The organism is Mycobacterium sp. SMC-11, from assembly GCF_046250095.1.
In the GTDB taxonomy this organism is placed as follows: domain Bacteria; phylum Actinomycetota; class Actinomycetes; order Mycobacteriales; family Mycobacteriaceae; genus Mycobacterium; species Mycobacterium heraklionense_A.
On sequence record NZ_CP176430.1, the window covers coordinates 1079670 to 1100992 of the forward strand.

Sequence of the window (21323 nt, forward strand, 5' to 3'; positions counted from 1 at the left end):
TTGGTCTTCCGGCGTCAGCCGGCCAGGACCGGATGTGCGACGACACTGGGTTTGAACCCGTACTGAGGCAGATTCCCGCTGGGGCCACTGCGACCGGCCCCCGCCCCAATCGGCAAGCCGGCCGGTACGGCCGACGTCCCGGTTGTCGCGGGCACGTTCAGGCCGGTGCTTGGGAGTGCCGAGACGGTGCTGACGGTGGCTCCGGCAGCCCAGCTCTGCGGCACCGACAGCATGCCGACCGAACCGGCCTGACCGAGGGCCGCCGACACCGGCGCACCGCCCAAGGAACCCAGTCCGGCGAAACCGGCTGAACTCAGCCCCCCGGCAGCTGCGGAGCCCGCCGTCCCCAGCGAGGATCCCGCGCTGCTGCCGAGACTGCTCAAGAAGCCGACCGCGGTCGACAGCGTGCTGGCGACGTTCCAGGCACCGGTGTTCACCATCCCGTTGATGCTGTCGGTGATCTGGCTGTTGTCGAACAGGCTGCCCAGGATCCCGGACAAACTCGACGAGGCCGACGACGAGCTGCCCTGGGCCGGCGAGGCCAGACCCTGCAGCACGCTGGGCAGCACCGAGATCAGTTGACTGGCCTGGCTGTTGCCTGCCGCCGAGCTGCCCGCGGCCTGGGAGACTGCGGCAGCCTGGCCGGCCAACCCGGCCGGGTTGGCGGTCGGGGCGGGTTCGGCGAACGGCGTCACCTGCGTCGCGGCGGCCGAACCACTCGCGTAGCCGTACATGGCGGCGGCGTCCTGGGCCCACATCTCGGCGTACTGCGCCTCGGTGGCCGTGATCGCCGGGGTGTTCTGCCCCAGGAAGTTGGTCGCCACCAGGGCCATCAGCAGGCTGCGGTTGGCCACGATCACCGGCGGGGGAACCGTCATGGCGAACGCGGTCTCGAATGCGGCCGCGGCCGCGGTGGCCTGGGTGGCGGCCTGGTCGGCCTGGGCGGCGGTGGTATTCATCCACGCCACGAAGGGGGCCGCCGCGGCGGCCATCGCCGCCGACGCCGGTCCGGCCCACAGCTCACCGGCCATCCGGGTGATCACCGCCTGGTAGGCGGCGGCGGTCGACCCCAGCTGGGCGGCCAGCCCACGCCAGGCCGTTGCGGCGGCCATCAGCGGCGCCGCTCCCGGCCCGGTGTACATCCACGCGGAGTTGACTTCCGGTGGCAACGCACCGAACTCCATCATGTTCTTGAGTTCCTTTGTCTTGCTTGGTTTTGCTTGACTCAGCGCGCTGCGATCGCGTTGGCGGCCTCGGTCGCCTCGTACGCTGCCGCGCTGGTCGTAAGAGTGGTGACGAACATCTGGTGAATCGCATTCGCCTGGGCACTGACCGCTTGGTACAGGCCGGCGTGCGCGACGAACTGTGCGGCGGTCAACGCCGACACCGGGTCCGCCGCCGCGGGGATCACACCGGTGGTCGCCGGGGCGGCCGCAGAATTCTGGGCAGCCATCGCCGAGCCGATACCGGTCAATTCGCCGGCCGCGGTCGTCAGCTCTACAGGCTGCGCGCTCACGAACGACATCAACATCACCATCTCCTAACCGATCGAGCCGGCACGGTGCCGGCCACGAGATCCACCGTGACGCAACGGTGCTCGGTTAGCTGTTGCCCTTACACGCTCTTAACGGAGCGGAATCGAACCTTGATGAGTCCTTGATGTCTAGAAACGGAAAAACCCGACGCAGCCCCCTCTGCTGCGTCGGGTTTCCCGGGTCTTGGGCTGACGTTACGCCCAGCTGGAGCCGACCGAAGCGTCGGTGTTGGCCATGTTGTTGCCGGCCGACTGCACCTTCTGACCGTGACTGTTGGCCTGCTCGTAGATCACCGCGAAGTTGCGACCCAACTGCGCCACAAACTCCTGGCACGCCACCGAACCCGCACCACCCCAGAAATCACCGGCAGCCAGGACATCGTGCACGATCGCCTGGTGCTCCGCCTCCAACGACGCAGCTTGGGCACGAATCAACGCACCGTGAGCGTCCACATCACCGAACTGGTAATTGATCGACATGGTCGTGGTTCTCCTTCTGCCTAGCTGCCGGACAGGATCTGCTGGGAAGCAGCTTCCTGCTGCTCGTAGTGGTTAGCGTCGCGAATCAGACCATCACGCACACCGTGCAGCATGTTCACGATGTTGCGAAACGCCGTCTGCATCTGACCCATGGTGTCCATCGAAGTCCGCTCCGCCAGACCACCCCAGCCAGCGCCGGAGATGTTGGTCGACGACGCCCACATCCGACGAGCCTCGTCCTCCACCGTCTGCGCGTGCACATCAAAACGGCCCGCCATCGAACGCATCGCGTCCGGATCAGTCATAAAACGTGTTGCCACTGTTGTGTCTCCTTTTCTGCGGGTTCCGCTTTGTGGTGAGGGGGTTTATCCGGCAACTACCGGGCGGGCCATGACGGTCGGCTTGAAACCGTAGCGCGGGGTGCTCAGACCGAAGCCGCCGCGTTCTGCGCCCATCGGCATCCCGCCGGGCATGGCCGCCATCGACTCGATCTCTTCGGGGGCGGCTGCCCAACTGCTGGCCTGCAAGGCGTTGGCGGTGTCGACGGCACTGGCGGCGGGAGCGGCTGCGGCCCAGGTCGGTGGCGTGGACAGCTCGCCGACCAAGGTGGCCTGGCCCACGCCGGCCGACACAGCCGGTGCGCCGGCGGTGAAGGCCGATGCAGCACTGCCGCCCAGTGCGCCCAGGCTGCTCAACGGACCACCCGGGGCCAGCAGGGCGCCGATGCCGGCGCCTGCCGCACCACCGCCGAGGGCGTTGAAACCACCGCCGGAGAAGAACGTGGTCATGGTCGGGATCAAGCTTGCCGGGGTAAACGCTGCGGAGGTTCCGGTGAAGCTCATCAGGCCGTTGAGCGGGTAAGTCACTAGGGACACAACGCCATTGATCGAGGCATTGCGGCCGATGGCTTCGAGCAGTCCGGCGAGCGTGGGCGGGGGCAGACCGGCGTCAGCGGTGCCCGGCGAGGTCAGCGTCTGCAGCGTGTTGGGCAGCGACGAAATCGCTTGCGCGGTCTGCGCGGTGTTGTTGGCAGCGGTGTTGCCGGTGGCTTGCCCGACCGCGGTGGCCTGGTTGGCCGTCCCGTCCGGGTTGGTGGTCTGGTTGGGCTCGTTGAACGGTGTCACCTTGGTCGCCGTCGCCGAAGACGCGGCGTAGCTGTACATGACGTCGGTGGCCTGAGCCCACATCTCGAAATACTGTGCGTCGCTTGCCATGATCGCGGCCGAGTTCTGGCCGACCACGTTGGTCGCCACCAGTTGCTTCTGCTGGGCGCGGTTGGCGGCGATCACCGCCGGGGGAGGGGTGGCCGCGTGGGCCGCCTCGAACGCCGCTGCCGCGGAGGTGGCCTGGGTGGCCGCCTCCTCGGCCTTGGCCGCGGTGTCGGCCATCCACGCCAGATACGGCTTGGTGGCCGCAGACATCGAAGCCGATGCCGGACCCATCCACTCTTCGTCGACGAGTTGGGTGATCGTCGTTTCGTACGACGTCAACGCGGAGGAGATCTCGGCGGCCAGTCCGCGCCAGGCGGAGGCGACGGTCATCATCGGCGTGGAGCCGGGACCGGCGTACAGACGCCCGGAGTTGATCTCCGGCGACAGCAGTGCGTAGTCGATCATCGTCGCTCCTAGACCACCATCGGCTTGGGCATGAATTTGGGCCGGAACCCGTAACGCGGCGTGCCGTAGTTCATGCCGCGCTGCCCGACGCCGGTCGGCACCGGAGGAGGCATGGAGGCCATATTGTTGTGGGTCTCGGTCGGCACCGCCCAACCGCCGGGGCCGCTGGTCAGCGCCGCAGCACCCGGGGTGGCGGCCGCCCAGCTCGCCGGCGCCGAGAACGACGTCCCGACCAGGGAGGCCTTGCCCATGCCGGCGGTGACGGCCGGGGTGACCGCGCTGACCCCGAATGCGCTGCTGACGCCGCTGGACAGGCCTCCACCGAGCGCACCCAGGGCGCCGAGGGCACCGCCGGGGCTCAACGCCGCTCCCAGACCGGTTCCGAGTGCGCTGCCGGTGGTGCCGCTGAAGCCGCCGCCGGTCATGAAACCGATCAGGGCTGGCAGCAGCGCAGACGGAATGAAGGCCGCACCGGTGCCCGCGGTGTTGAACAGGTTGTACAACGGGGTGCCGAGCATGAACGCGTAGCCGTTCACCGGGTCGTTGTAGAGGAACTCGATGACCTGCTCGAGCCAGTCGGTCGAGGCGGCCGGGGAGGCCATGCTCTGCAGGGCGTTCGGCAGCGACGAAATCATCTGCGCCGTCTGCGCGGTGCTGTTGGCGGTGCTGGAGCCGCCGGCCTGGGTGACCGCAGCACCCTGGTTGGCCAACCCGGCCGGGTTGGTGTTCTGGGCCGGCTCGCTGAACGGGGTGACTTGGGTCGCGGCGGCCGAGCTACTGGCGTAGCCGTACATGGCCGCGGCGTCCTGGGCCCACATCTGCGCGTAGTGGGCGTCGAGAGCTGCGATCGCCGGGGTGTTGATGCCGAGGATGTTGGTCGCGACCAGCGCCGCCTGCTGCACCCGGTTGGTGGTGACCGCCGCCGGGGGCACCGTGGCCGCCCGTGCGGTCTCAAAAGCGGCGGCGGCGGAGGTGGCCTGGACTGCGGCCTGCTCGGCCAGCGCGGCGGTGTCGTTCATCCAGGCGATGTAGGGCGCCGCGGCCGCGGCCATCGATGACGAAGCCGGGCCGAGCCATTCCTCGCCGGACAGCTCGGTGATCACCGTCTCGTAGGAGTGGGCGGCCGCGGTCAGCTCGGCGGCCAGTCCGCGCCAGGCCGCGGCGGCGGTCATCATCGGGGTCGAGCCCGGTCCGGTGTAGATGCGCCCGGAGTTGATCTCGGGGGGCAATGCTCCGTAATCCCACATGATCTCCGCCTAACCCGCCGCCGCTGCGTTCGCAGCCTCGGTGGCCGCGTACGACTCGGAACTGATCTTGAGCGTGGCTACGAACATGTCGTGAATGGCCGAGGCCTGCGCGGCGACCGTCTGGTACAGGCCGGCGTGCGCGGCGAACTGCGCGGCGGTCAGTGCCGAGACCTCGTCAGCGGCCGCGGGGGTGACGCCGGTGGTCGGGGCGGACGCCGCGGCGCTCTGCGCGTTGAGCGCCGCGCCGATCGCCTGCAGGGTGCTGGCCGCCGACGCCAGCGCCTCCGGCTGGGTGGTCACGAAAGACATGGGATTCTCCTTACGGAGCCCGATGACAAACCGGCTCCTGGCACCACCGTTGCCTATGACTGGGCGATTGTGAAAGCTGGTTAACCGCTTCTTAACCGCGGTGTCGGAACTCTTTACATGCACCTCAGTGGAGGCATGTTCGCGCTGTGTGAGGCGTCACGATTTCGCGGGTCCAAGGCCGAACGACGGCTTGGATGCAAAAGCCGTGCGTGGCGGGATTGGGCGTTCGCCGAAGGGCTTTCGCGTCGCAGTGGCGTGGTCCAGCTCACAGTGACGTCCTGGGTGTGGGCGCGGCGATTTCGGCCCCGCCTGGCGGGATGTCAATTGGCTTGATGGACAACATTTTTAGTCCGCCTCGGTCCACCGGGCCGGCCGCTCGTTTCGGGGCGGTGAGGGGGCGGTAACGCGGATTTAACATCCAGATCCGGGGGAGTAAACGGTGCGTAACACGCTATTAACGAATGCTCAGCACACTACGAGCTATGAATCGGTTTCTGCTGCTGGCGGGCCTGACCGCCATGGTCGGTCTGGCGGCCCCGGCGCACGCAGAACCAGTCGGCAGCGACGCTGCCTTCCTCACCCAGCTGACCGGCGCCGGTCTGAGTCACAAGGGCTCAGACCAGGTCGCCATCTCGGCCGGCCACTCGGTGTGCCAGCTGATGGACGCCGGGCTCACCCCGATGGACACCGTGGTCGCTGTACAGACCACCAACCCCGGCTTCACGCTGCAGCGTGCCGCGGAGTTTGCGCGTATCGCCGCGCAGAACTACTGCCCCGAGCACGCCTGATTTCGTCACCGTTTCGGAGTGCCGGTAGGGCGCCGGTGAGGCCTTCGCGTTAGATTCGCCGCGAGCCCCCATAGCCCAATTGGCAGAGGCAGCGGACTTAAAATCCGCACAGTGTCGGTTCGAGTCCGACTGGGGGCACGGTGTTTGTGCTGGTCAAAGGGTTGATGGCCCGGGCTCACCCGGGGGGGAGCCCTTGGTGCCACCAGAGCTAGACGCGCGCAGGTTGCGCGATTGCCGAGGAGTGGTCGTCGACCATGGTGAGCTCGTCGAACGGATCGTGCCCACGCAGCACCGCATCGACCTTTGCCTTGTCCACGGTGTGTGTCCACGAGCCGACCAGCAGGGTTGCTACGGCGTTGCCGGAGAAATTGGTCACCGCCCGGGCCTCGGACATGAACCGGTCGATCCCGACGATCAGGCCGACCCCGTCGAGCAGATCGGAGCGGTGGGCCTGCAGGCCGCCGGCCAACGTGGCCAACCCGGCGCCCGTCACACCGGCGGCGCCCTTGGAGGCGACGATCATGAACACCAGCAGGCCGATCTGCTGCCCGACGGACATCGGGGCGCTCAGCGCCTCGGCGATGAACAGCGCCGCCATGGTCAGGTAGATCGCGGTGCCGTCGAGGTTGAACGAATACCCGGTCGGCACAACGACACCGACGGTGCTTCGGTCGACGCCCAGGTGCTCCATCTTGGCGATGAGACGCGGCAGCGCCGATTCCGACGAGGAGGTCGAGAAGATCAGCAGGTACTCGCGGGCCAGGTACCGCACCAGCTTGAAGATGGACACCCCCGACACCGCGCGCAGCAGAACGCCGAGCACGCCGAACACGAAGAGCGCGCAGGTCACATAGAAGCCCAGCATCAGCGTCAGCAGTTGGGTGACGGCGGTCCAGCCGGTTTGTCCGACGACGTTGGCGATCGCACCGAAGGCGCCGATCGGTGCCAACCACAGGATCATGATGAGCACTTTGAAGACGAGCTTCTGCAGGTGCTCGATGCCACGCAGGATCGGTTCACCGGAGCTGCCCATGCCCTGCAGCGCGAATCCGACCAGTAGTGCCACGAACAGTGCCTGAAGCACGCTTCCGGCGGTCAGCGATGAGAAGAGCGTCTCGGGGATGATGCCCTGCACGAAGTCCATGAGTCCGCCTGACTTGCGTGCCTTCTCCGCGAGTTCGGCGCCTTTACCTGTCGAGTTCTCGGCCAGGTGCATGCCGCTGCCGGGGTGAATCAGGTTGCCGACCACCAGACCGATGGCCAATGCGACCGTGGACATGCCCAGGAAGTAAACGAAGGCCAGGCCGCCGACCTTCCCTACGGTGGTGGCCTTGCGTACCGAGCCGATCCCCAACACGATCGTGCAGAAGATGATGGGGCCGATCATCATCTTGATGAGGTTGACGAACATGGTGCCGAGCACCCCGACGCTCTTGCCGACCTCGGGTGCCACGAGCCCGACCGCTATGCCGACGACGACGGCCGCGATGACTGCGATGTAGAGCCAGTGCGTTCGGTCGCGACGCTGTGGGGGCGACGGCTCGGATCGCGAGTCTGCAGACACGGTCATCGGTGCCACCTCCAGTTGACGTCGATTGCGCTGCAACGAGCATCTTGAATCCCCGGCGTTTCCGGACGCTCAGGGGATTGACAACTCAGCAGTTTGCTGGGTTCGGACCTGACTGTAGTAAAGGGCTTCTTACTCGGCCGGTGGTGTGTCGGCGCAGTAGCTGTTGATGCGGCGGTGATTGAACCAGTCCGCCCATTCCGGGGTGGCTACTTCGACTTGGTCGATGGTGCGCCACGGGCCGCGGGTTTTGATCAGTTCGGTCTTGTAGAGGCCGTTGATGGTTGCGGCGACGGCGTCGTAGCTGTCCCCAGCACGTTCCACTGAGGGGGACATACCGGCGATGGCAAGGGCGGTAACGGCCCGGCGTACGTTCAAGGCCCCGTCACGGTCGTCGGCAACGACATCTACCAACTTGATCGAGACGGCGATGGTGTGGCGTGCGAATCCTAGGTCTGTGGGGCCTCTGCCGGCCCCGCTTCACCGCTTGACCGGCACCTTTGTCCGGCTCATACCCGCCAGTCTGGGAATTTGCAAGAGTCTTTGGCAAGACGTGCGGAATTTCCTGGTGGGAGTTCTTAATTTCTTATTCAACGTTAATCGCGGGTCGCAACGAACGTTGTCTGGAGATGAAAGAAGGCCTGGTCAAGGGCTACAGCGGCGGTTGCTGAACGGCTCTGATCTGCGGTTTTACCCGATGTGACGTGGGACGGTTGGGATTAGTCTGCGACGTCGATCACAATAATTCGGTCATTTTCCTGTTACCTCGAATTCACCGCTAGGATCGACCGGACGCCCCGCCCCGGCACCCCGGTCTCGACCCGGCCGCACTGCGGCAGCCGCGGGGGCGCGAGGGCAGTGACGATACGAACGACGATACGAACGAAGCGATGCGAACAGTGGTTGATAGGAGCGATGTGGACGACGTGCCGGCTTATAGATTGGCCAACGCTGCCTCCCGCGTCGCGAACACCGTGACACTGGACCGCGGCCCGATCGGCGGCATCGCGGTCACCGCGGACGGCCAGCGCCTGCTGGCCACCAACTACGGCGACGACACCGTCTCGATCATCGACACCGTCAGCTGCAAGATCGTCAACACCGTCTTCCAGGCCGACGAGCCGTTCTCGGTCGCCGCCGGCCCCGCCGGCACCGGCTGGGCCTACGTCACCGCCGGTTCGACCGCGCTGGACGCCGTGCTCGCAATCGACGTCGACACCGCACAGGTCGCCGGGTGCTACCCGGTGGCCATGGACATCGGCGACCTGGTCGCCGACCCGACCAGCAGCCGCGTCTACCTCACCCGCACCGGCTCCGCGGGCGTCGACGTGCTCGCGCTCGACGCGGCCATGCGTCCCGCCGCATCCGCCGCGGTGTCCGGGCACCCCGGGGCGGCAGCGGCCGGCCTGCGGATCAGCGCGGACGGCCGGCGGCTGTACGCGGCGGTCCGCCAGCCCACCGGTGACATCGTCACCGTGCTGGACCGCGACCTGAACATCGTCGACACCATCCGGATCGGCGCGAGCATCATCGACGTCGCGGTCAGCCCCGACGGTGCCCGCCTGTACGTGGCGACGTCGGGCCCCGACGGCCGCAGCCGCGTGCACGTCGTCGACGCCCGCACCCACGCGGTCAGCGCCACCCGCGTCCTGGAGGCCCAGCTGATCCAGCTGATCGCCGGGCGCGACGGCCAGCGGGTCTACCTGGTGACCGACGGCGCCGTCCTGGTGCTGTGTGCGCGCACCAACGAGCCCCTCGGCACGCTGCCCGGCATCACCGCGCCGTCCTGCGCCGCGGAGAGCCCGGACGGCAGCCGGCTCTACATCGCCGGATTCGACGGCAAGGTGACCATCGCGTCGCTGGCCGACTTGCCGGCCCCGTCGGCGCTGCTGCACGAGCAGCTGGAACTCGACGACGCCGTCACCCGCATGCTGCAACTCGAACCCGCGGTGTAACCCACGCCACGTTCGGAATGGTGGCGTGATCGAATAGGCCGATGCACAGCACCATGCAGCACTGGCCGCTGACGGTCGGTGCCATCTTGAACCACGTCACCGCCGTCCACGGTGATCGCACCGTCACCACCGTGGCCGACGACGGGTATCGGGTCACCACCTATCGCGAGCTCGGTCGGCAGGCGGCCCAGTTGGCCAATGCCCTGCGGCGCCTCGGTATCACCGGCGACGAGCGGGTGGCCACCTTCATGTGGAACAACACCGAACACCTGGCCGCCTACTTGGCGGTGCCGTCGATGGGTGCGGTGCTGCACACGCTGAACATCCGGCTGTTCGCCGAGCAGATCGTCTTCGTCGCCAACGAGGCCGAGGACCGGGTGATCCTGGTCGACGGGTCACTAGTGCAACTGCTCGCGCCGGTGCTGGCGGAACTGGCGACCGTGCACACCGTGATCCTCGTCGGGGACGGCGACGTCGCGGCGTTGGAGGCCTCCGGCAAGACCGTGCTGCGCTACGCCGAGCTGCTGGCGGCCGAGTCCGACGACTTCGACTGGCCGGTCATCGACGAGAACTCGGCGGCCGCCATGTGCTACACCAGCGGCACCACCGGTAACCCCAAGGGCGTGGTGTACAGCCACCGGTCCAGCTACCTGCACGCCATGGCGGGATGCACCACCAACGGCACCGGCATCGGCGCGGTCGACTGCGTGCTGCCGATCGTGCCGATGTTCCACGCCAACGCCTGGGGCCTGCCGTATTCGGCGCTGATGGCGGGTGCGGATCTGGCGATGCCCGACCGGCATCTGGACGCCAAGTCGCTGGTCGCCCTCATCGAATCGCAGCGGGCCACCGTGGCCGGTGCGGTGCCGACCATCTGGAACGACGTCATGCATTACCTGGAACGTGAACCCGGCCACGACATCTCGTCGTTGCGGCTGGCGGCCTGTGGCGGGTCGGCGGTTCCGGTCTCGCTGATGCAGGCATTCGAGCAGCGGCACAACGTTCAGGTGCGGCAGCTGTGGGGCATGACCGAGACCTCGCCGATGGCCACCATGGCCTGGCCGCCGCCGGGCACCCCACCCGAGCAGCACTGGGCGCTGCGCGGCACCCAGGGCCGGCCGGTGTGCGGGGTCGAGACCCGCATCGTCGACGACGAGGACGTGGTGCTGCCCAACGACGGCGAGGCGGTCGGTGAGCTGGAGGTGCGCGGCGCCTGGATCACCGGCGCCTACTACCGCGGCCAGGACGAGTCCAAGTTCTCCTCGGGCTGGCTGCGCACCGGTGACGTCGGCCGCATCGACCCGCAGGGCTTCATCACGCTGACCGACCGGGCCAAAGACGTGATCAAGTCCGGCGGGGAGTGGATCTCCTCGGTGGAACTGGAGAACGAGCTGATCGCCCACCCCGACGTCGTCGAGGCCGCGGTGGTCGGGGTGCCCGACGAGCGCTGGCAGGAACGGCCGCTGGCCGTGGTGGTGATCCGCACCGGTGCCTCGGTCAGCGGTGCCGAACTGCGAACCTTCCTGTCCGACAAGGTCGCTCGGTGGTGGCTGCCGGAGCGCTGGACGTTCGTCGAGGCGATCCCGCGCACCAGCGTCGGCAAGTACGACAAGAAGACCATCCGTGCCCGGTACGCCGAGGAGCAATACCAAGTGAGCGAGGTGCATAACTGATGAGCCTGCGTGTCATCCAATGGGCAACCGGCGGAGTTGGAATCGCCGCGATCAAGGGCGTGCTCGAGCATCCCGACCTGGAGCTGGTCGGTTGCTGGGTGCACTCGAAGTCCAAGAGCGGCAAGGACGTCGGGGAGATCATCGGAACTGAACCGGTGGGCGTGACGGCCACCGACAGCGTCGACGAGATCCTGGCGTTGGACGCCGACGCGGTGATCTATGCGCCGCTTCTGCCCAATCCCGACGAGGTTGCGGCGTTGCTGCGTTCGGGCAAGAACGTGGTCACCCCGGTCGGCTGGTTCTACCCGACCGAGAAGGAGGCCGGCCCGCTGGAGGCTGCGGCGCGCGAGGGTGAAGTGACCCTGCACGGGGCCGGTATCGGCCCGGGCGCGGCGACCGAGTTGTTCCCGTTGCTGCTGTCGGTGATGTCCACCGGCGTGACATTCATTCGCGGCGAAGAGTATTCGGATCTGCGCACCTATGACGCCCCGGATGTGGTGCGCCACGTGATGGGCTTCGGCGGGACCCCGGATAAGGCGTTGAGCGGTCCGATGCAGAAGCTGCTCGACGGCGGGTTCCGCCAATCGGTGCGGCTGTGCGTGGACCGGCTGGGATTCGCTGCCGACGAGGAGATTCGTTCCTCGCAGGAGGTGGCGGTGGCCACCGCGCCGATCGCTTCGCCGATCGGTTCGATCGAACCCGGCCAGGTGGCGGGGCGGCGGTTCCACTGGGAAGCCACCGTCGGCGACGAGGTGGTGGTCCGGGTCACCGTCAACTGGCTGATGGGCGAGGAGAACCTCGACCCGCCATGGACTTTCGGGCCGGCCGGTGAGCGCTACGAGATGGAGGTGCGGGGCAATCCCGACACCTTCGTCACCGTCAAGGGCTGGCAGCCCGAAACCGTCGAAGAGGGCCTGATCAGCAACCCCGGCGTCGTGGCAACCGCGGCGCACTGCGTCAACGCCATCCCGGCGACCTGCGCGGCCCCGCCGGGTATCGCCGGGTTCTTCGACCTGCCGCTCATCACGGGCCGGGCCGCTCCGCACCTGGCGCGCTGAGCGCTACCCTCGGCTGATGGCCCTGGTTGTCGAACAGTCTCGGACGGTACCTGTGACCGTCGCTGACGCGTTTGCCGGAACATTGCCATTGCCGCTGCCCGAGCTCTTTCGTCGCTGGTACGGGCCGATCCCGCCGATCAAAGAGGTCCGGGACCAAACCGGCGAGTGGGGCAGCGTCGGGCAGACCCGCACCGTCCTGCTGACCGGCGGCGGCAGCATGCGCGAGGAGTTGACCGAGGTCGATCCGCCCCGGGCGTTCGGATACCGGCTTACCGACATCACCGGCCCCATGGCCCCATTGGTGGCCTACGTCGAGGGCCGTTGGCAGTTCGCTCCCGCTGGTTCGGGCACCACGGTCACCTGGAGCTGGGTCATCCACCCGCGGTCTCGGCTGGGCGCGCCGTTGCTGCCGGTACTGGGCTGGCTGTGGAAGGGCTACGCGCGTCAGGCGTTGGCGCGACTGTCCGCGCTGCTGGAGGGCTGAGTCCGCCGATGTGCCGACTTTTCGGGCTGCACGCCGGGACCGACGCCGTCACCGCCACGTTCTGGCTGCTCGACGCCCCGGACAACCTCGCCGAGCAGAGTCGACGCAACCCGGATGGCACCGGAATCGGCGTCTTCGACGCCAACGGCGTGCCGCACCTGTACAAGGAGCCGATAGCGGCCTGGCAGGATGCTGAATTCTCCACCGAGGCAAACGAACTGACCGGAACGACGTTCGTCGCGCATGTGCGCTACGCCACCACCGGTGCACGGGACGTCGCCAACACCCATCCCTTCCTGCAGGACGACCGGATCTTCGCGCACAACGGCGTGCTGCGTGCCCTCGACACCATCGAGGAACGACTTCGCGAAATCGGCACCGCGGATCTAGTTGGGGGACAGACCGATTCCGAGCGGATCTTCGCACTGATCACCGGTTGTGTGCGGGCGCGTGACGGCGACGTCGGTGCCGGCCTGCGCGACGCGGTCGGTTGGCTGGCAGCCAATATGCCGATCTATGCGCTCAACATCCTGCTCGCCACGGCCACCGACATGTGGGCGCTGCGCTACCCCGAGACCCACGAGCTGTATCTGCTGGACCGCCGTGATGGATCCGCACCGGTCGGTCTGGACCTGCAAACCCCGCGGATCCGGGCGCACTCCACGCAGCTGCGAGGCCGCCCGGCGGTGGTGTTCGCCAGTGAGCCGATGGGCACCGACCCGCGCTGGCGGTTGATCGCCCCCGGGGAATTGGTCCACGTCGACGCCGCGCTGACGATCACCACCGAGCTGGCCTTCCCCGATACTCCGGACCGGCAACTGCGCCGGGAAGAACTGACCGCCGCCGCCCAGGAGGCTCAACATCCATGGAAAGGACGGAAATGACAGTCAAACGCGCCCTGGTGCTCGGCGGCGGTGGGGTAGCGGGCATCGCCTGGCAGACCGGCGTCTTGTGCGGCATCGCCGACGAATCACCCGACACCGCACGGAAACTGCTCGAATCCGCGGTGCTGGTGGGAACCTCGGCCGGGTCAGCGGTGGCCGCCCAGATCGGCAGCGGGCTGGGCCTGGAGCAGCTGTTTGCCCGCCAGGTCACCGAGACCTCCTCGGAGATCGATCCCGGTGTCGGTGCCGATGAGCTGACCGAGCTGTTCGTGGCGGCGATCACCGAACCCAACACCACCACCGCGCAGAAACTGCAAGGCATCGGCGCGGTTGCCCTGGCAGCGCAGACAGTTGCCGCGCCGGTGCGGCGGGGCATCATCGCCGACCGGCTGCCGTCACACGACTGGCCGGAGCGCACGCTGCGCATCACTGCGATCGACATCGACACCGGGGAGCTGACGGTCTTCGACCGCGACTCGGGGGTGGAACTCATCGACGCGGTGGCGGCCAGTTGTGCGGTGCCGGGTGCGTGGCCTCCGGTGGTGCTGGGTACGCGGTGCTACATGGACGGCGGGGTGCGCAGCACGGTCAACCTCGATGTGGCCGCTGACTGCGACGAGGCGGTGCTGCTGGTGCCCACCGGTGGCGGCGTCGACGGGGAGATCGCGGCGTTCGCCGGTCGCGTGTGCGCGGTGCTGGCCGACGATGACGCGATACGCGCCTTCGGCGGCAATCCGCTCGACCCGGCGTGCCGGTTGCCGTCGGCGCAGGCCGGCCGCGAACAGGGCCGCCGGCAGGCCGGCGCCATCGCCGAGTTCTTGGCTAACGGCTAGCGACGATCGCAAGCGCGACGGAGTCGGGCGCTGCGGGTCGTCGCCATGGGCTAGCGCCTAAAGCGATTTCGCGGTGTCGAGAGCGCGGGCGGCAAGCTCGCGGCCCACGTCGATCAACTCCGCAGCGCGGTGGAAGTCCAGGCTGCGGCAGGCCACGCGAGGCACCTCGATCAGCAGATCGGGCGGGTGCGACGCGAGCTGGTGGCGGGCGAGCGCCGCCTGGGCGATATCGATGGTGCGGTTCATCACCTCGAAGCTGCCCAGTTTGGGCAACACCTCGGGAGTGGACTCCTCGTCCTCGCCCGGCCCATGCGGTTCGGACTCGCCACTGCTGAACCGGTCCAGGATCACCCGTGCCGTCGGCCGGTCCAGCAGAGACCGTGCTCCGCTGGTGTCCAGCAGCGCAGACGTACTGCGCCACATGCGATTCAAGCGTCCAGCCGGCACGTCCCGCTCGGAATCCTGGGCGGCCGGGCCGGCGGCAGTCGGGTCGCCGCCGTTGAGGCTGACGGCCAACGTCAGGTCGGCGTTGACCGCGCTCAGCGGGGCCATCGGCAGCGGGTCGAGGATGCCGCCGTCGGCGAGCAGGCGTCCCTCGACCACGTGCGGTGCGATCACCCCGGGGATGGCGATCGACGCGCGGATGGCGGTATCGACCGGGCCGCGCTGTAGCCACACCGATCGGCCCGCGATCAGATCGGTCGCCACAGCGGTGTAGGGAATCGGCAGCTCTTCGATGTCGATGTCGCCCAAGATGTCGCGGACGACATCGAGAATCTTCTCCGCCCGCAGCACCCCCGCCGCGGTGAACGACGGGTCCAGCAGCCGCAGCACCGCCCCCTGGGTCAGCGACTTGGCCCACTCGGCGAAGTCATCGAGTCGACCGGCAGCCTGCAGCCCGCCCACCAGCGCACCCATCGACGATCCGGAGATCCCCACGATGTCGTAGCCGCGGTCGCGCAGCTCGGCGATCACCCCGATGTGGGCATAGCCGCGCGCACCGCCACTGCCCAGCACCAGCGCCACCCGGGGCGCCCGGTGCGCGCGGGATTCCGCAGCAGAGGTCATATCCACCATTTTGCGGGCTCAACCGCGCCGGTTCTTTCCGTCATTGCGATTACAACGGTAATACCGGCAGGAAACGGCAGGTCACAGCGGGTATTGCTGTGCTGGGTGGGCCGGAACTTCGGCCCCGCGACTGACGCGCCGATGCGTCCGGCGCGGCACCCGGATAGCATGGCCGCTGTGATGGAGCACGTCGGATTTCAGGGTTGTTGTTGCCGCAGCTGAATGCTGCCGCCGACCCTTTCTCAAATCCAGCCCATCTTCTTTGGAGTTCTCACCATGGTTATCGCCGATCCCATCGCGCTGCGGCGCCCGGCCGCCCGGCCGCGCGCGTTGCGCCTGCCCGACCTGTTGCAGACCACCGACCTGGCCGCCGACGCGGTGCTGCAAGGCCGCTACAACCACCTGCTGCCCGCCTCCGGACTGCCCGACGACCAGCGGTGGTTCGCCCGAATCCACGGTGACGAGCGGCTCGACATCTGGCTGATCAGCTGGGTCCCGGGGCACGCCACCGAACTGCACGATCACGGCGACTCGCTGGGTGCGCTGACCGTGCTGTCCGGCTCGCTGGATGAGTTCCATTGGAATGGTCGCGAGCTGGCGCAACGACGCTTGGACGCCGGGGACCAGGCCGCGTTCACCCAGGGCTGGGTGCACGACGTCGTCTGGGCACCGCCGACAACCCAGCTCGAACCGGCCGCGCCGACGCTGAGCGTGCACGCATACTCGCCGCCCCTGGTGGAAATGTCCTACTACGACGTCGCGCAGGACCATACTTTGAGGAGGCAGCGCACCGAACTCACCCAGCACCCGGAGGCGTCATGACCGCAACGCACGTCACCAGCCGCATCGACAGAGTCCTCGAATCGGCTCGAGCCAAGCTGCACCGGCTGACCGCTGATGAGGTGCCCGAGGCGCTGCGCAACGGCGCATACCTGGTCGACATCCGGCCGGCGGCCCAGCGTGCGGAGGAAGGCCAAGTGCCGGACGCGCTGGTGATCGAACGCAACGTGCTGGAGTGGCGCTGCGACCCGACCAGCGACGCGCGGCTGCCGCAGGCGGTTGACGACGACGTGCAGTGGATCATCTTGTGCTCGCAGGGCTACACCTCGAGCCTGGCCGCGGCGGCGCTGCAGGACTTGGGGCTGCACCGCGCCACTGATGTCATCGGCGGCTATCAGGCCCTGGCTGCGGTCGGGGAGCTGGTGGAGCCGGCCCCGCTGGCCGCGCTAAGCGTTGGAGTGCAGCAGGGGGCGGAGTCGTTCAGTCTTCTCCGGGGTCCACGACGCTGGATGTAGGATCGCCGCCCACGCATCGGCGGCGTCGGCGACGTAGCTGTGGCCATGGCCGTCGGGTACGTCGATCGCCACCGCCATGTCGGCAGAGACCTGCAGGAACGTCACGATCGGGGTCCAGTGCACCTGCGGCAGCACGTCGTAGCCGCGTGGCTCTCGCAGCCAGTCGGGCTTGTGGTACAGCAGATCTGGATGCCACCAGGCGATCGGGTCGGAGGCGTGCTGTAGGTAAACCACTCGCGGCGTATCCGGTGCGCCCCAAGGGGTGTCGGGGCGTGCCAGGTCTTCCGGGCGAGCGACGAACCGCACGGCGCGCCCGTCGTGGTAAATCGGCAGCCACTGCGGGGAACCAGGATCGCGGTTGATGGTCAGGTCGGTCCAGATGGTGTTCTGAAAGGTCGGACCGGAGAACAGTGCACCGTCGGTACGCGCCAGCACATTGTTGAGGCTCATGAACGAGGCCTCGCCGCCGAAGGACCCGAGGCTCTCGCCGAACACCACCAGTTTGGGGCGCTGGGCTTCCGGCAGGGCGCGCACCTGTTTGTCGACGGCTTCGAACAGGGCCTGGCCGGCCTGGCGTGCGTTCTCCTTGTCGACCAGGAAGGACAGCCAACTGGGCAGGAACGAATACTGCATGCTCACGATCGCGGTGTCGCCGTTGAACATGTATTCCAGGGCCGAGGCCTCCGCCTCGTTGATCCAGCCGGTGCCCGTCGTGGTGGCCACCGCCACCACCGCGCGGCTCAGCCCGCCGGTACGGGCCAGCTCGGCCGCGGCCAGCTCAGCGGTCTCCTTGATCCCGTGGGCCGAATTCAGGCCGGCGTAGGCGCGAATCGGTTCGGTGGCCGGTGTGCCGTTGAACGCGCTGAGCTGGGCGACGGTGGGTCCATTCGCGACGAAGATACGGCCCTGATGGCCCAGCGACTCCCAGGACGCCAGCGACCCCGGTCCGCCCGAGCGCAGCCGGGTCGACGGGGCGGCCCGGTCGGGGCTGGTCTCCTCGTTGACCGAGGCAAAGGTGCTGTTCATGAGGTGCATCGCGGGCTTGAGCACCAGACCGTTGAGTACCGCCACAAACAGGGCTATCAACAACGAGACGGCGACCACGGCCGAAACCCGTGGCGGCGCAACGCGTTCGAGCTGGCGCACCAGAAAGCGGATCAGCATCCGGATCAGTTGGCCGATCTCGACCAGGATGAACAGCGTGGCCACCGCGATCGCGCCGGCTTGCGGGTAGTTGTACCAAGTCAGCCGCGGCACACCCATCAGGTCGCGCATCTGGTCCTGCCAGCCGTGGATCGTCCACACCACCCAGAGATGGATGATCGCCGCGGTCGGGATGAGCACCCGCCACGCCCACCGCGGGGCCGGCGGGCTGGTGTCCTTCGAGCGCATGTAGCGGACCAGCCAGACGCTGAACACCCCCAGGGCATAGCCGATGGCGCCCGAGCCGCCGCTGACCAAACCCTGGAACAGTGGCCCACGCGGCAGTAGCGACGGTGTCAGCGACAGCCACAGAAACACCAGGCCCATCGCGGTGCCGGTGAACGTGTAGTGCCGGACCCACCAGGGTGCGCGCGCGATCGCCTCCGGAGGTGTTTCCGCAGGTGCGGTGTCGGTGGCTGTCGCGCTCATCGGGAGCTACTCAGCGGTGGGTGAAATTCGGTGCGCGCTTTTCGGTGAACGCCGCCATGCCCTCGGTCTGGTCGTCGGTGGCGAACGCCGAGTGGAACAGACGACGCTCGTAGAGCAGCCCTTCGGCCAGGGTGGACTCGAAGGCCCGGTTGACGGCTTCCTTGGCCATCCGGGCAGCAGACAGGCTCATCCCGGCGATGGTGGCGGCGACCTTGCCGGCCTCGGCCAGTAGGTCGTCGGCGGGCACTACACGGGACACCAAACCGGAGCGTTCGGCCTCGGCGGCGTCGATGGTGCGGCCGGTCAGGATCAGGTCCATCGCCTTGGCCTTGCCGATGGCCCGGGTCAGGCGCTGCGAGCCGCCCATGCCGGGCAGCACACCCAGCTTGATCTCCGGCTGGCCGAACTTGGCGGTGTCGGCGGCGATCAGCAGGTCGCACATCATGGCTAGTTCGCAGCCGCCGCCCAGGGCGTGCCCGGCCACCGCGGCGATGGTCGGGGTGCGGACCGCTGCCAGCTTGGACCAGGCGGCGAAGAAGTCGGCGGCGAACACCTCGGCGAAACTCAGATCGGCCATCTCTTTGATGTCCGCTCCGGCGGCGAACGCCTTGGCGCTACCGGTGATGATGATCGCGCCGATGCCGGGGTCGGCGTCGAATTCGGCTGCGGCGGCAGTGACTTCGTTCATCACCTGGCTGTTGAGCGCATTGAGCGCTTGCGGCCGGTTCAAGGTGATGGTGCCGACGCGGCCGTCGCGGTCGACGAGAATGGTTTCGTACGTCATGGGTTCTCCTTAGAAGGTCAGGTCGGGTTCGGCGGGCACGAAGTAGCTCTCGATATCGGCGGCGCTCACCTCGGCCAGCGTCGCCGGGGACCACTGCGGATTACGGTCCTTGTCGACCAACTGGGCGCGGATGCCCTCCACCAGATCATGCGAGCGCAGCGAAGCGCAGGAAACCCGGTATTCCTGGATCAGCACGTCTTCCAGGGTGGCGAGCCGGCCCGCCCGACGCACCGCCTCCAACGTCACCGCGCAGGCGACTGGGGAGCGGGTGCCGATCAGTTCGGCGGCGGCGTTGGCGTCGGGGCTGGCGTGGCCGGCCAGCGCATCCACGATCGCGGCGACGGTGTCGTGCGCGTAGCATTCGTCGATCCAGTCGCGGTGTGCGGCAAGCTGACTCGCCGGCGCATCGGTCGCATGTGCGGCCAGGGCGCTGTCCACTCCATCGGCGATGATCGCCGCGGTGAAGGCCTCCAGCGTCGCGTGTGGCACATAGTGGTCGGCGAAGCCCAGGGCGATGGCGTCCGGGCCGGAGAGCGGTGCGCCGGTCAGCGCCGCGTGCAGACCGAGCCGGCCGGGGGAGCGCGAGAGCAGGTAGGTGCCGCCGACATCGGGGATGAAGCCGATACCGACCTCGGGCATGGCCATCTTGGTGGTGTCGGTGACCACCCGGGTGTTGGCGTGCGCCCCGACTCCGACGCCGCCGCCCATCACGATGCCGTCCATCAACGACACGTACGGCTTTTTGTATCCGCCGATCTGCGCATTGAGCAGGTACTCGTCGTACCAGAAGCGGCGCGCGTCCGCCCCGTCGGCTTTGGCGCTGTGATAGATCGCGACCACGTCGCCGCCGGCGCACAGTCCGCGTTCGCCGGCACCGGTGAGTACCACCGCCGTGACCGCCGGATCCTCGGCCCAGGTGGACAGCGACGCGGTCATGGCGGTCACCATCGGAAGGTTCAGCGAGTTGATCGCCTTCGGACGGTTGAGTGTCAGCAGGCCGACCCCGTTGTCAACGTGGGCCAGGACCTCGTCAGATTCACCTGTCACGCCTTCGCAATGTAGATCCCTACGCGCGGTCACTGATCCGCGGGTAAGGTTTGGCAGCAGAGCGGCCTGAACGCCGTCGGGAACTCCGGCGGGTCGGGAAACGTTGATTTGAGTATTCGTAACCCTTCGCTTCACAGCCCCAAGAGAGGATCGGGACGGTGCGGGAGACCAGCAACCCGGTATTTCGTTCGTTGCCCAAGCAGGGCGGCGGCTATGCGCAGTTCGGAACCGGTATGGCCGGTGCGACTCAGCAGGTGGGCCAGACCTACCAGATCGACCCCATGGCTCAGTACCAGCAGCGGGAGGTCACTCGCCCGCTGACCATCGATGACGTCGTCACCAAGACCGGCATCACGCTGGGCGTGCTGAGCGTTGCGGCGATCATTTCCTTCTTCATGGTGTCGGCCAATCAGGCGCTGGCCGGGCCGCTGACCTTCGTCGGTGCGTTCGGTGGCCTTGCCGTGGTCATGGTGGCCATGTTCGCCCGCAAGCAGGACAACAAGGCGGTGGTGCTCAGCTACGCCGTGCTGGAGGGCCTGTTCCTCGGCGCCATCTCGTGGGTGCTGACCGCCTTCACGGTGGGCACCGGCAACGCCGGCTCGATGATCGGCCAGGCCGTGATGGGCACCCTCGGGGTGTTCGGCGGCATGCTGGTGGTCTACAAGACCGGCGCCATTCGGGTCACCCCCAAGTTCACCCGGATGCTCGTCGCCGGCATGTTCGGTGTGCTGGCCCTGATGATCGGCAACCTGGTGCTGTCGCTGTTCGGCGTCGGCGGCGGTGAGGGCCTGGGCCTGCGCAGCGGCGGGACGCTGTCGATCATCTTCTCGCTGGTGTGCATCGGTATCGCCGCGTTCAGCTTCCTGATCGACTTCGACGCCGCCGACCAGCTGATCCGCGCAGGCGCGCCGGAGAAGGCCGCCTGGGGTATCGCACTTGGCCTGACCGTGACCCTGGTCTGGCTGTACCTGGAGATCCTGCGGCTGCTGAGCTACTTCCAGAGCGAGTGACCCGCTAGCTTTCCCCGTTGACTCTGCGCTGAGGGCGCAAAAGTGCGAGTAGCACACGC

General features: G+C 67.7%; 22 protein-coding genes, 1 tRNA gene and 2 pseudogenes. 12 read left to right on the forward strand and 13 right to left on the reverse strand.

Going from position 1 to position 21323, the window contains the following annotated elements:
- Window positions 1–14: 14 nt before the first annotated feature.
- The 7 genes from ACKY0X_RS05170 to ACKY0X_RS05200 all read right to left on the reverse strand — a co-directional run bounded on the left by ACKY0X_RS05170 (window position 15) and on the right by ACKY0X_RS05200 (window position 5186).
- Window positions 15–1184, reverse strand: coding sequence for a PPE family protein (locus ACKY0X_RS05170; protein WP_409429515.1), 1170 nt, complete (start codon window positions 1182–1184; stop codon window positions 15–17).
- Between the two features lie 41 nt (window positions 1185–1225).
- Complete coding sequence (locus tag ACKY0X_RS05175; RefSeq protein WP_409428577.1) at window positions 1226–1525, reverse strand: PE family protein; 300 nt, start codon at window positions 1523–1525, stop codon at window positions 1226–1228.
- Window positions 1526–1729: 204 nt separating this feature from the next.
- The gene (locus ACKY0X_RS05180; RefSeq protein WP_047317298.1) at window positions 1730–2014 is read right to left on the reverse strand and encodes a WXG100 family type VII secretion target; all 285 of its coding nucleotides are present in this window, start codon (window positions 2012–2014) and stop codon (window positions 1730–1732) included.
- Window positions 2015–2034: 20 nt separating this feature from the next.
- A complete protein-coding gene (locus tag ACKY0X_RS05185) occupies window positions 2035–2334 on the reverse strand; it encodes a WXG100 family type VII secretion target (protein WP_083022909.1) in 300 nt (99 codons plus the stop codon).
- A gap of 45 nt (window positions 2335–2379) precedes the next feature.
- Complete coding sequence (locus ACKY0X_RS05190) at window positions 2380–3630, reverse strand: PPE family protein (protein ID WP_409428578.1); 1251 nt, start codon at window positions 3628–3630, stop codon at window positions 2380–2382.
- An 8-nt stretch (window positions 3631–3638) separates the two neighbouring features.
- Window positions 3639–4877: a PPE family protein gene (locus tag ACKY0X_RS05195; RefSeq protein ID WP_409428579.1), complete on the reverse strand. Its 1239-nt coding sequence runs from the start codon at window positions 4875–4877 to the stop codon at window positions 3639–3641.
- A 9-nt stretch (window positions 4878–4886) separates the two neighbouring features.
- Window positions 4887–5186, reverse strand: a complete 300-nt coding sequence (locus ACKY0X_RS05200) for a PE family protein (protein WP_409428580.1) — start codon at window positions 5184–5186, stop codon at window positions 4887–4889.
- Window positions 5187–5668: 482 nt separating this feature from the next.
- On the opposite strand from ACKY0X_RS05200, the gene ACKY0X_RS05205 reads away from it, so the two are divergent.
- Window positions 5669–5974 (forward strand): DUF732 domain-containing protein, encoded by a 306-nt coding sequence (locus ACKY0X_RS05205; protein ID WP_046285092.1) that lies wholly within the window; start codon window positions 5669–5671, stop codon window positions 5972–5974.
- Window positions 5975–6038: 64 nt separating this feature from the next.
- Window positions 6039–6112: transfer RNA gene (locus tag ACKY0X_RS05210), tRNA-Leu, on the forward strand.
- Between the two features lie 70 nt (window positions 6113–6182).
- On the opposite strand, the gene ACKY0X_RS05215 is transcribed toward ACKY0X_RS05210, so the two are convergent.
- Both ACKY0X_RS05215 and ACKY0X_RS05220 read right to left on the reverse strand, forming a co-directional pair.
- On the reverse strand, window positions 6183–7544 hold the full coding sequence (locus ACKY0X_RS05215) for a cation:dicarboxylate symporter family transporter (RefSeq protein ID WP_105295775.1): 1362 nt from the start codon (window positions 7542–7544) through the stop codon (window positions 6183–6185).
- 129 nt (window positions 7545–7673) lie between these two features.
- A pseudogene (locus ACKY0X_RS05220) lies at window positions 7674–7892 on the reverse strand (integrase core domain-containing protein); the annotation flags it as partial.
- Here ACKY0X_RS05220 and ACKY0X_RS05225 point away from each other — a divergent pair.
- The 7 genes and pseudogenes from ACKY0X_RS05225 to ACKY0X_RS05255 all read left to right on the forward strand — a co-directional run.
- Window positions 7887–7994, forward strand: a pseudogene (locus tag ACKY0X_RS05225) (excalibur calcium-binding domain-containing protein); the annotation flags it as partial. The pseudogenes ACKY0X_RS05220 and ACKY0X_RS05225 sit on opposite strands and share 6 nt — an antisense overlap.
- Before the next feature lie 464 nt (window positions 7995–8458).
- Entirely contained in the window at window positions 8459–9496 is a 1038-nt protein-coding gene (locus tag ACKY0X_RS05230; RefSeq protein ID WP_409428581.1) for a YncE family protein, read from the forward strand.
- Window positions 9497–9537: 41 nt separating this feature from the next.
- Complete coding sequence (locus tag ACKY0X_RS05235; protein WP_409428582.1) at window positions 9538–11169, forward strand: long-chain fatty acid--CoA ligase; 1632 nt, start codon at window positions 9538–9540, stop codon at window positions 11167–11169.
- Window positions 11169–12227 (forward strand): dihydrodipicolinate reductase, encoded by a 1059-nt coding sequence (locus tag ACKY0X_RS05240; RefSeq protein ID WP_409428583.1) that lies wholly within the window; start codon window positions 11169–11171, stop codon window positions 12225–12227. The genes ACKY0X_RS05235 and ACKY0X_RS05240 overlap by 1 nt, the downstream gene beginning before the upstream one ends.
- Before the next feature lie 16 nt (window positions 12228–12243).
- Window positions 12244–12711, forward strand: coding sequence for an SRPBCC family protein (locus ACKY0X_RS05245; protein ID WP_409428584.1), 468 nt, complete (start codon window positions 12244–12246; stop codon window positions 12709–12711).
- Window positions 12712–12719: 8 nt separating this feature from the next.
- A complete protein-coding gene (locus ACKY0X_RS05250; RefSeq protein ID WP_409428585.1) occupies window positions 12720–13595 on the forward strand; it encodes a class II glutamine amidotransferase in 876 nt (291 codons plus the stop codon).
- Window positions 13592–14428 (forward strand): patatin-like phospholipase family protein, encoded by an 837-nt coding sequence (locus ACKY0X_RS05255; RefSeq protein ID WP_409428586.1) that lies wholly within the window; start codon window positions 13592–13594, stop codon window positions 14426–14428. Before ACKY0X_RS05250 ends, ACKY0X_RS05255 begins: the two co-directional genes overlap by 4 nt.
- Before the next feature lie 57 nt (window positions 14429–14485).
- On the opposite strand, the gene ACKY0X_RS05260 is transcribed toward ACKY0X_RS05255, so the two are convergent.
- The gene (locus ACKY0X_RS05260; protein WP_409428587.1) at window positions 14486–15496 is read right to left on the reverse strand and encodes a patatin-like phospholipase family protein; all 1011 of its coding nucleotides are present in this window, start codon (window positions 15494–15496) and stop codon (window positions 14486–14488) included.
- 276 nt (window positions 15497–15772) lie between these two features.
- Here ACKY0X_RS05260 and ACKY0X_RS05265 point away from each other — a divergent pair, with 276 nt between their 5' ends.
- Together ACKY0X_RS05265 and ACKY0X_RS05270 are read left to right on the forward strand one after the other, a co-directional pair.
- On the forward strand, window positions 15773–16318 hold the full coding sequence (locus tag ACKY0X_RS05265; RefSeq protein ID WP_065039709.1) for a cysteine dioxygenase family protein: 546 nt from the start codon (window positions 15773–15775) through the stop codon (window positions 16316–16318).
- Window positions 16315–16791 (forward strand): rhodanese-like domain-containing protein, encoded by a 477-nt coding sequence (locus ACKY0X_RS05270; protein ID WP_065039708.1) that lies wholly within the window; start codon window positions 16315–16317, stop codon window positions 16789–16791. The genes ACKY0X_RS05265 and ACKY0X_RS05270 overlap by 4 nt, the downstream gene beginning before the upstream one ends.
- Here ACKY0X_RS05270 and ACKY0X_RS05275 read toward each other — a convergent pair.
- From ACKY0X_RS05275 to ACKY0X_RS05285, 3 genes are read right to left on the reverse strand one after another with little or no spacing between them, the layout of a single operon-like run.
- On the reverse strand, window positions 16723–18423 hold the full coding sequence (locus ACKY0X_RS05275; RefSeq protein ID WP_409428588.1) for an alpha/beta hydrolase: 1701 nt from the start codon (window positions 18421–18423) through the stop codon (window positions 16723–16725). The two genes, ACKY0X_RS05270 and ACKY0X_RS05275, sit on opposite strands and share 69 nt — an antisense overlap.
- Before the next feature lie 10 nt (window positions 18424–18433).
- On the reverse strand, window positions 18434–19207 hold the full coding sequence (locus ACKY0X_RS05280) for an enoyl-CoA hydratase (protein WP_065039706.1): 774 nt from the start codon (window positions 19205–19207) through the stop codon (window positions 18434–18436).
- Between the two features lie 9 nt (window positions 19208–19216).
- Window positions 19217–20254: an enoyl-CoA hydratase/isomerase family protein gene (locus tag ACKY0X_RS05285; RefSeq protein WP_409428589.1), complete on the reverse strand. Its 1038-nt coding sequence runs from the start codon at window positions 20252–20254 to the stop codon at window positions 19217–19219.
- A gap of 158 nt (window positions 20255–20412) precedes the next feature.
- Here ACKY0X_RS05285 and ACKY0X_RS05290 point away from each other — a divergent pair, with 158 nt between their 5' ends.
- A complete protein-coding gene (locus tag ACKY0X_RS05290) occupies window positions 20413–21264 on the forward strand; it encodes a Bax inhibitor-1/YccA family protein (protein WP_409428590.1) in 852 nt (283 codons plus the stop codon).
- Window positions 21265–21323: the final 59 nt, after the last annotated feature.

What these genes read in the sequence shown, in the direction of transcription:
- ACKY0X_RS05170 (WP_409429515.1), bottom strand. Translation starts at nt 1,184, where the DNA reads ATGGAGTTCGGTGCGTTGCCACCGGAAGTCAACTCCGCGTGGATGTAC.
- ACKY0X_RS05175 (WP_409428577.1), bottom strand. Translation starts at nt 1,525, where the DNA reads ATGTCGTTCGTGAGCGCGCAGCCTGTAGAGCTGACGACCGCGGCCGGC.
- ACKY0X_RS05180 (WP_047317298.1), bottom strand. Translation starts at nt 2,014, where the DNA reads ATGTCGATCAATTACCAGTTCGGTGATGTGGACGCTCACGGTGCGTTG.
- ACKY0X_RS05190 (WP_409428578.1), bottom strand. Translation starts at nt 3,630, where the DNA reads ATGATCGACTACGCACTGCTGTCGCCGGAGATCAACTCCGGGCGTCTG.
- ACKY0X_RS05195 (WP_409428579.1), bottom strand. Translation starts at nt 4,877, where the DNA reads ATGTGGGATTACGGAGCATTGCCCCCCGAGATCAACTCCGGGCGCATC.
- ACKY0X_RS05200 (WP_409428580.1), bottom strand. Translation starts at nt 5,186, where the DNA reads ATGTCTTTCGTGACCACCCAGCCGGAGGCGCTGGCGTCGGCGGCCAGC.
- ACKY0X_RS05205 (WP_046285092.1), top strand. Translation starts at nt 5,669, where the DNA reads ATGAATCGGTTTCTGCTGCTGGCGGGCCTGACCGCCATGGTCGGTCTG.
- ACKY0X_RS05215 (WP_105295775.1), bottom strand. Translation starts at nt 7,544, where the DNA reads ATGACCGTGTCTGCAGACTCGCGATCCGAGCCGTCGCCCCCACAGCGT.
- ACKY0X_RS05235 (WP_409428582.1), top strand. Translation starts at nt 9,538, where the DNA reads ATGCACAGCACCATGCAGCACTGGCCGCTGACGGTCGGTGCCATCTTG.
- ACKY0X_RS05240 (WP_409428583.1), top strand. Translation starts at nt 11,169, where the DNA reads ATGAGCCTGCGTGTCATCCAATGGGCAACCGGCGGAGTTGGAATCGCC.
- ACKY0X_RS05245 (WP_409428584.1), top strand. Translation starts at nt 12,244, where the DNA reads ATGGCCCTGGTTGTCGAACAGTCTCGGACGGTACCTGTGACCGTCGCT.
- ACKY0X_RS05250 (WP_409428585.1), top strand. Translation starts at nt 12,720, where the DNA reads ATGTGCCGACTTTTCGGGCTGCACGCCGGGACCGACGCCGTCACCGCC.
- ACKY0X_RS05255 (WP_409428586.1), top strand. Translation starts at nt 13,592, where the DNA reads ATGACAGTCAAACGCGCCCTGGTGCTCGGCGGCGGTGGGGTAGCGGGC.
- ACKY0X_RS05260 (WP_409428587.1), bottom strand. Translation starts at nt 15,496, where the DNA reads ATGACCTCTGCTGCGGAATCCCGCGCGCACCGGGCGCCCCGGGTGGCG.
- ACKY0X_RS05265 (WP_065039709.1), top strand. Translation starts at nt 15,773, where the DNA reads ATGGTTATCGCCGATCCCATCGCGCTGCGGCGCCCGGCCGCCCGGCCG.
- ACKY0X_RS05270 (WP_065039708.1), top strand. Translation starts at nt 16,315, where the DNA reads ATGACCGCAACGCACGTCACCAGCCGCATCGACAGAGTCCTCGAATCG.
- ACKY0X_RS05275 (WP_409428588.1), bottom strand. Translation starts at nt 18,423, where the DNA reads ATGAGCGCGACAGCCACCGACACCGCACCTGCGGAAACACCTCCGGAG.
- ACKY0X_RS05280 (WP_065039706.1), bottom strand. Translation starts at nt 19,207, where the DNA reads ATGACGTACGAAACCATTCTCGTCGACCGCGACGGCCGCGTCGGCACC.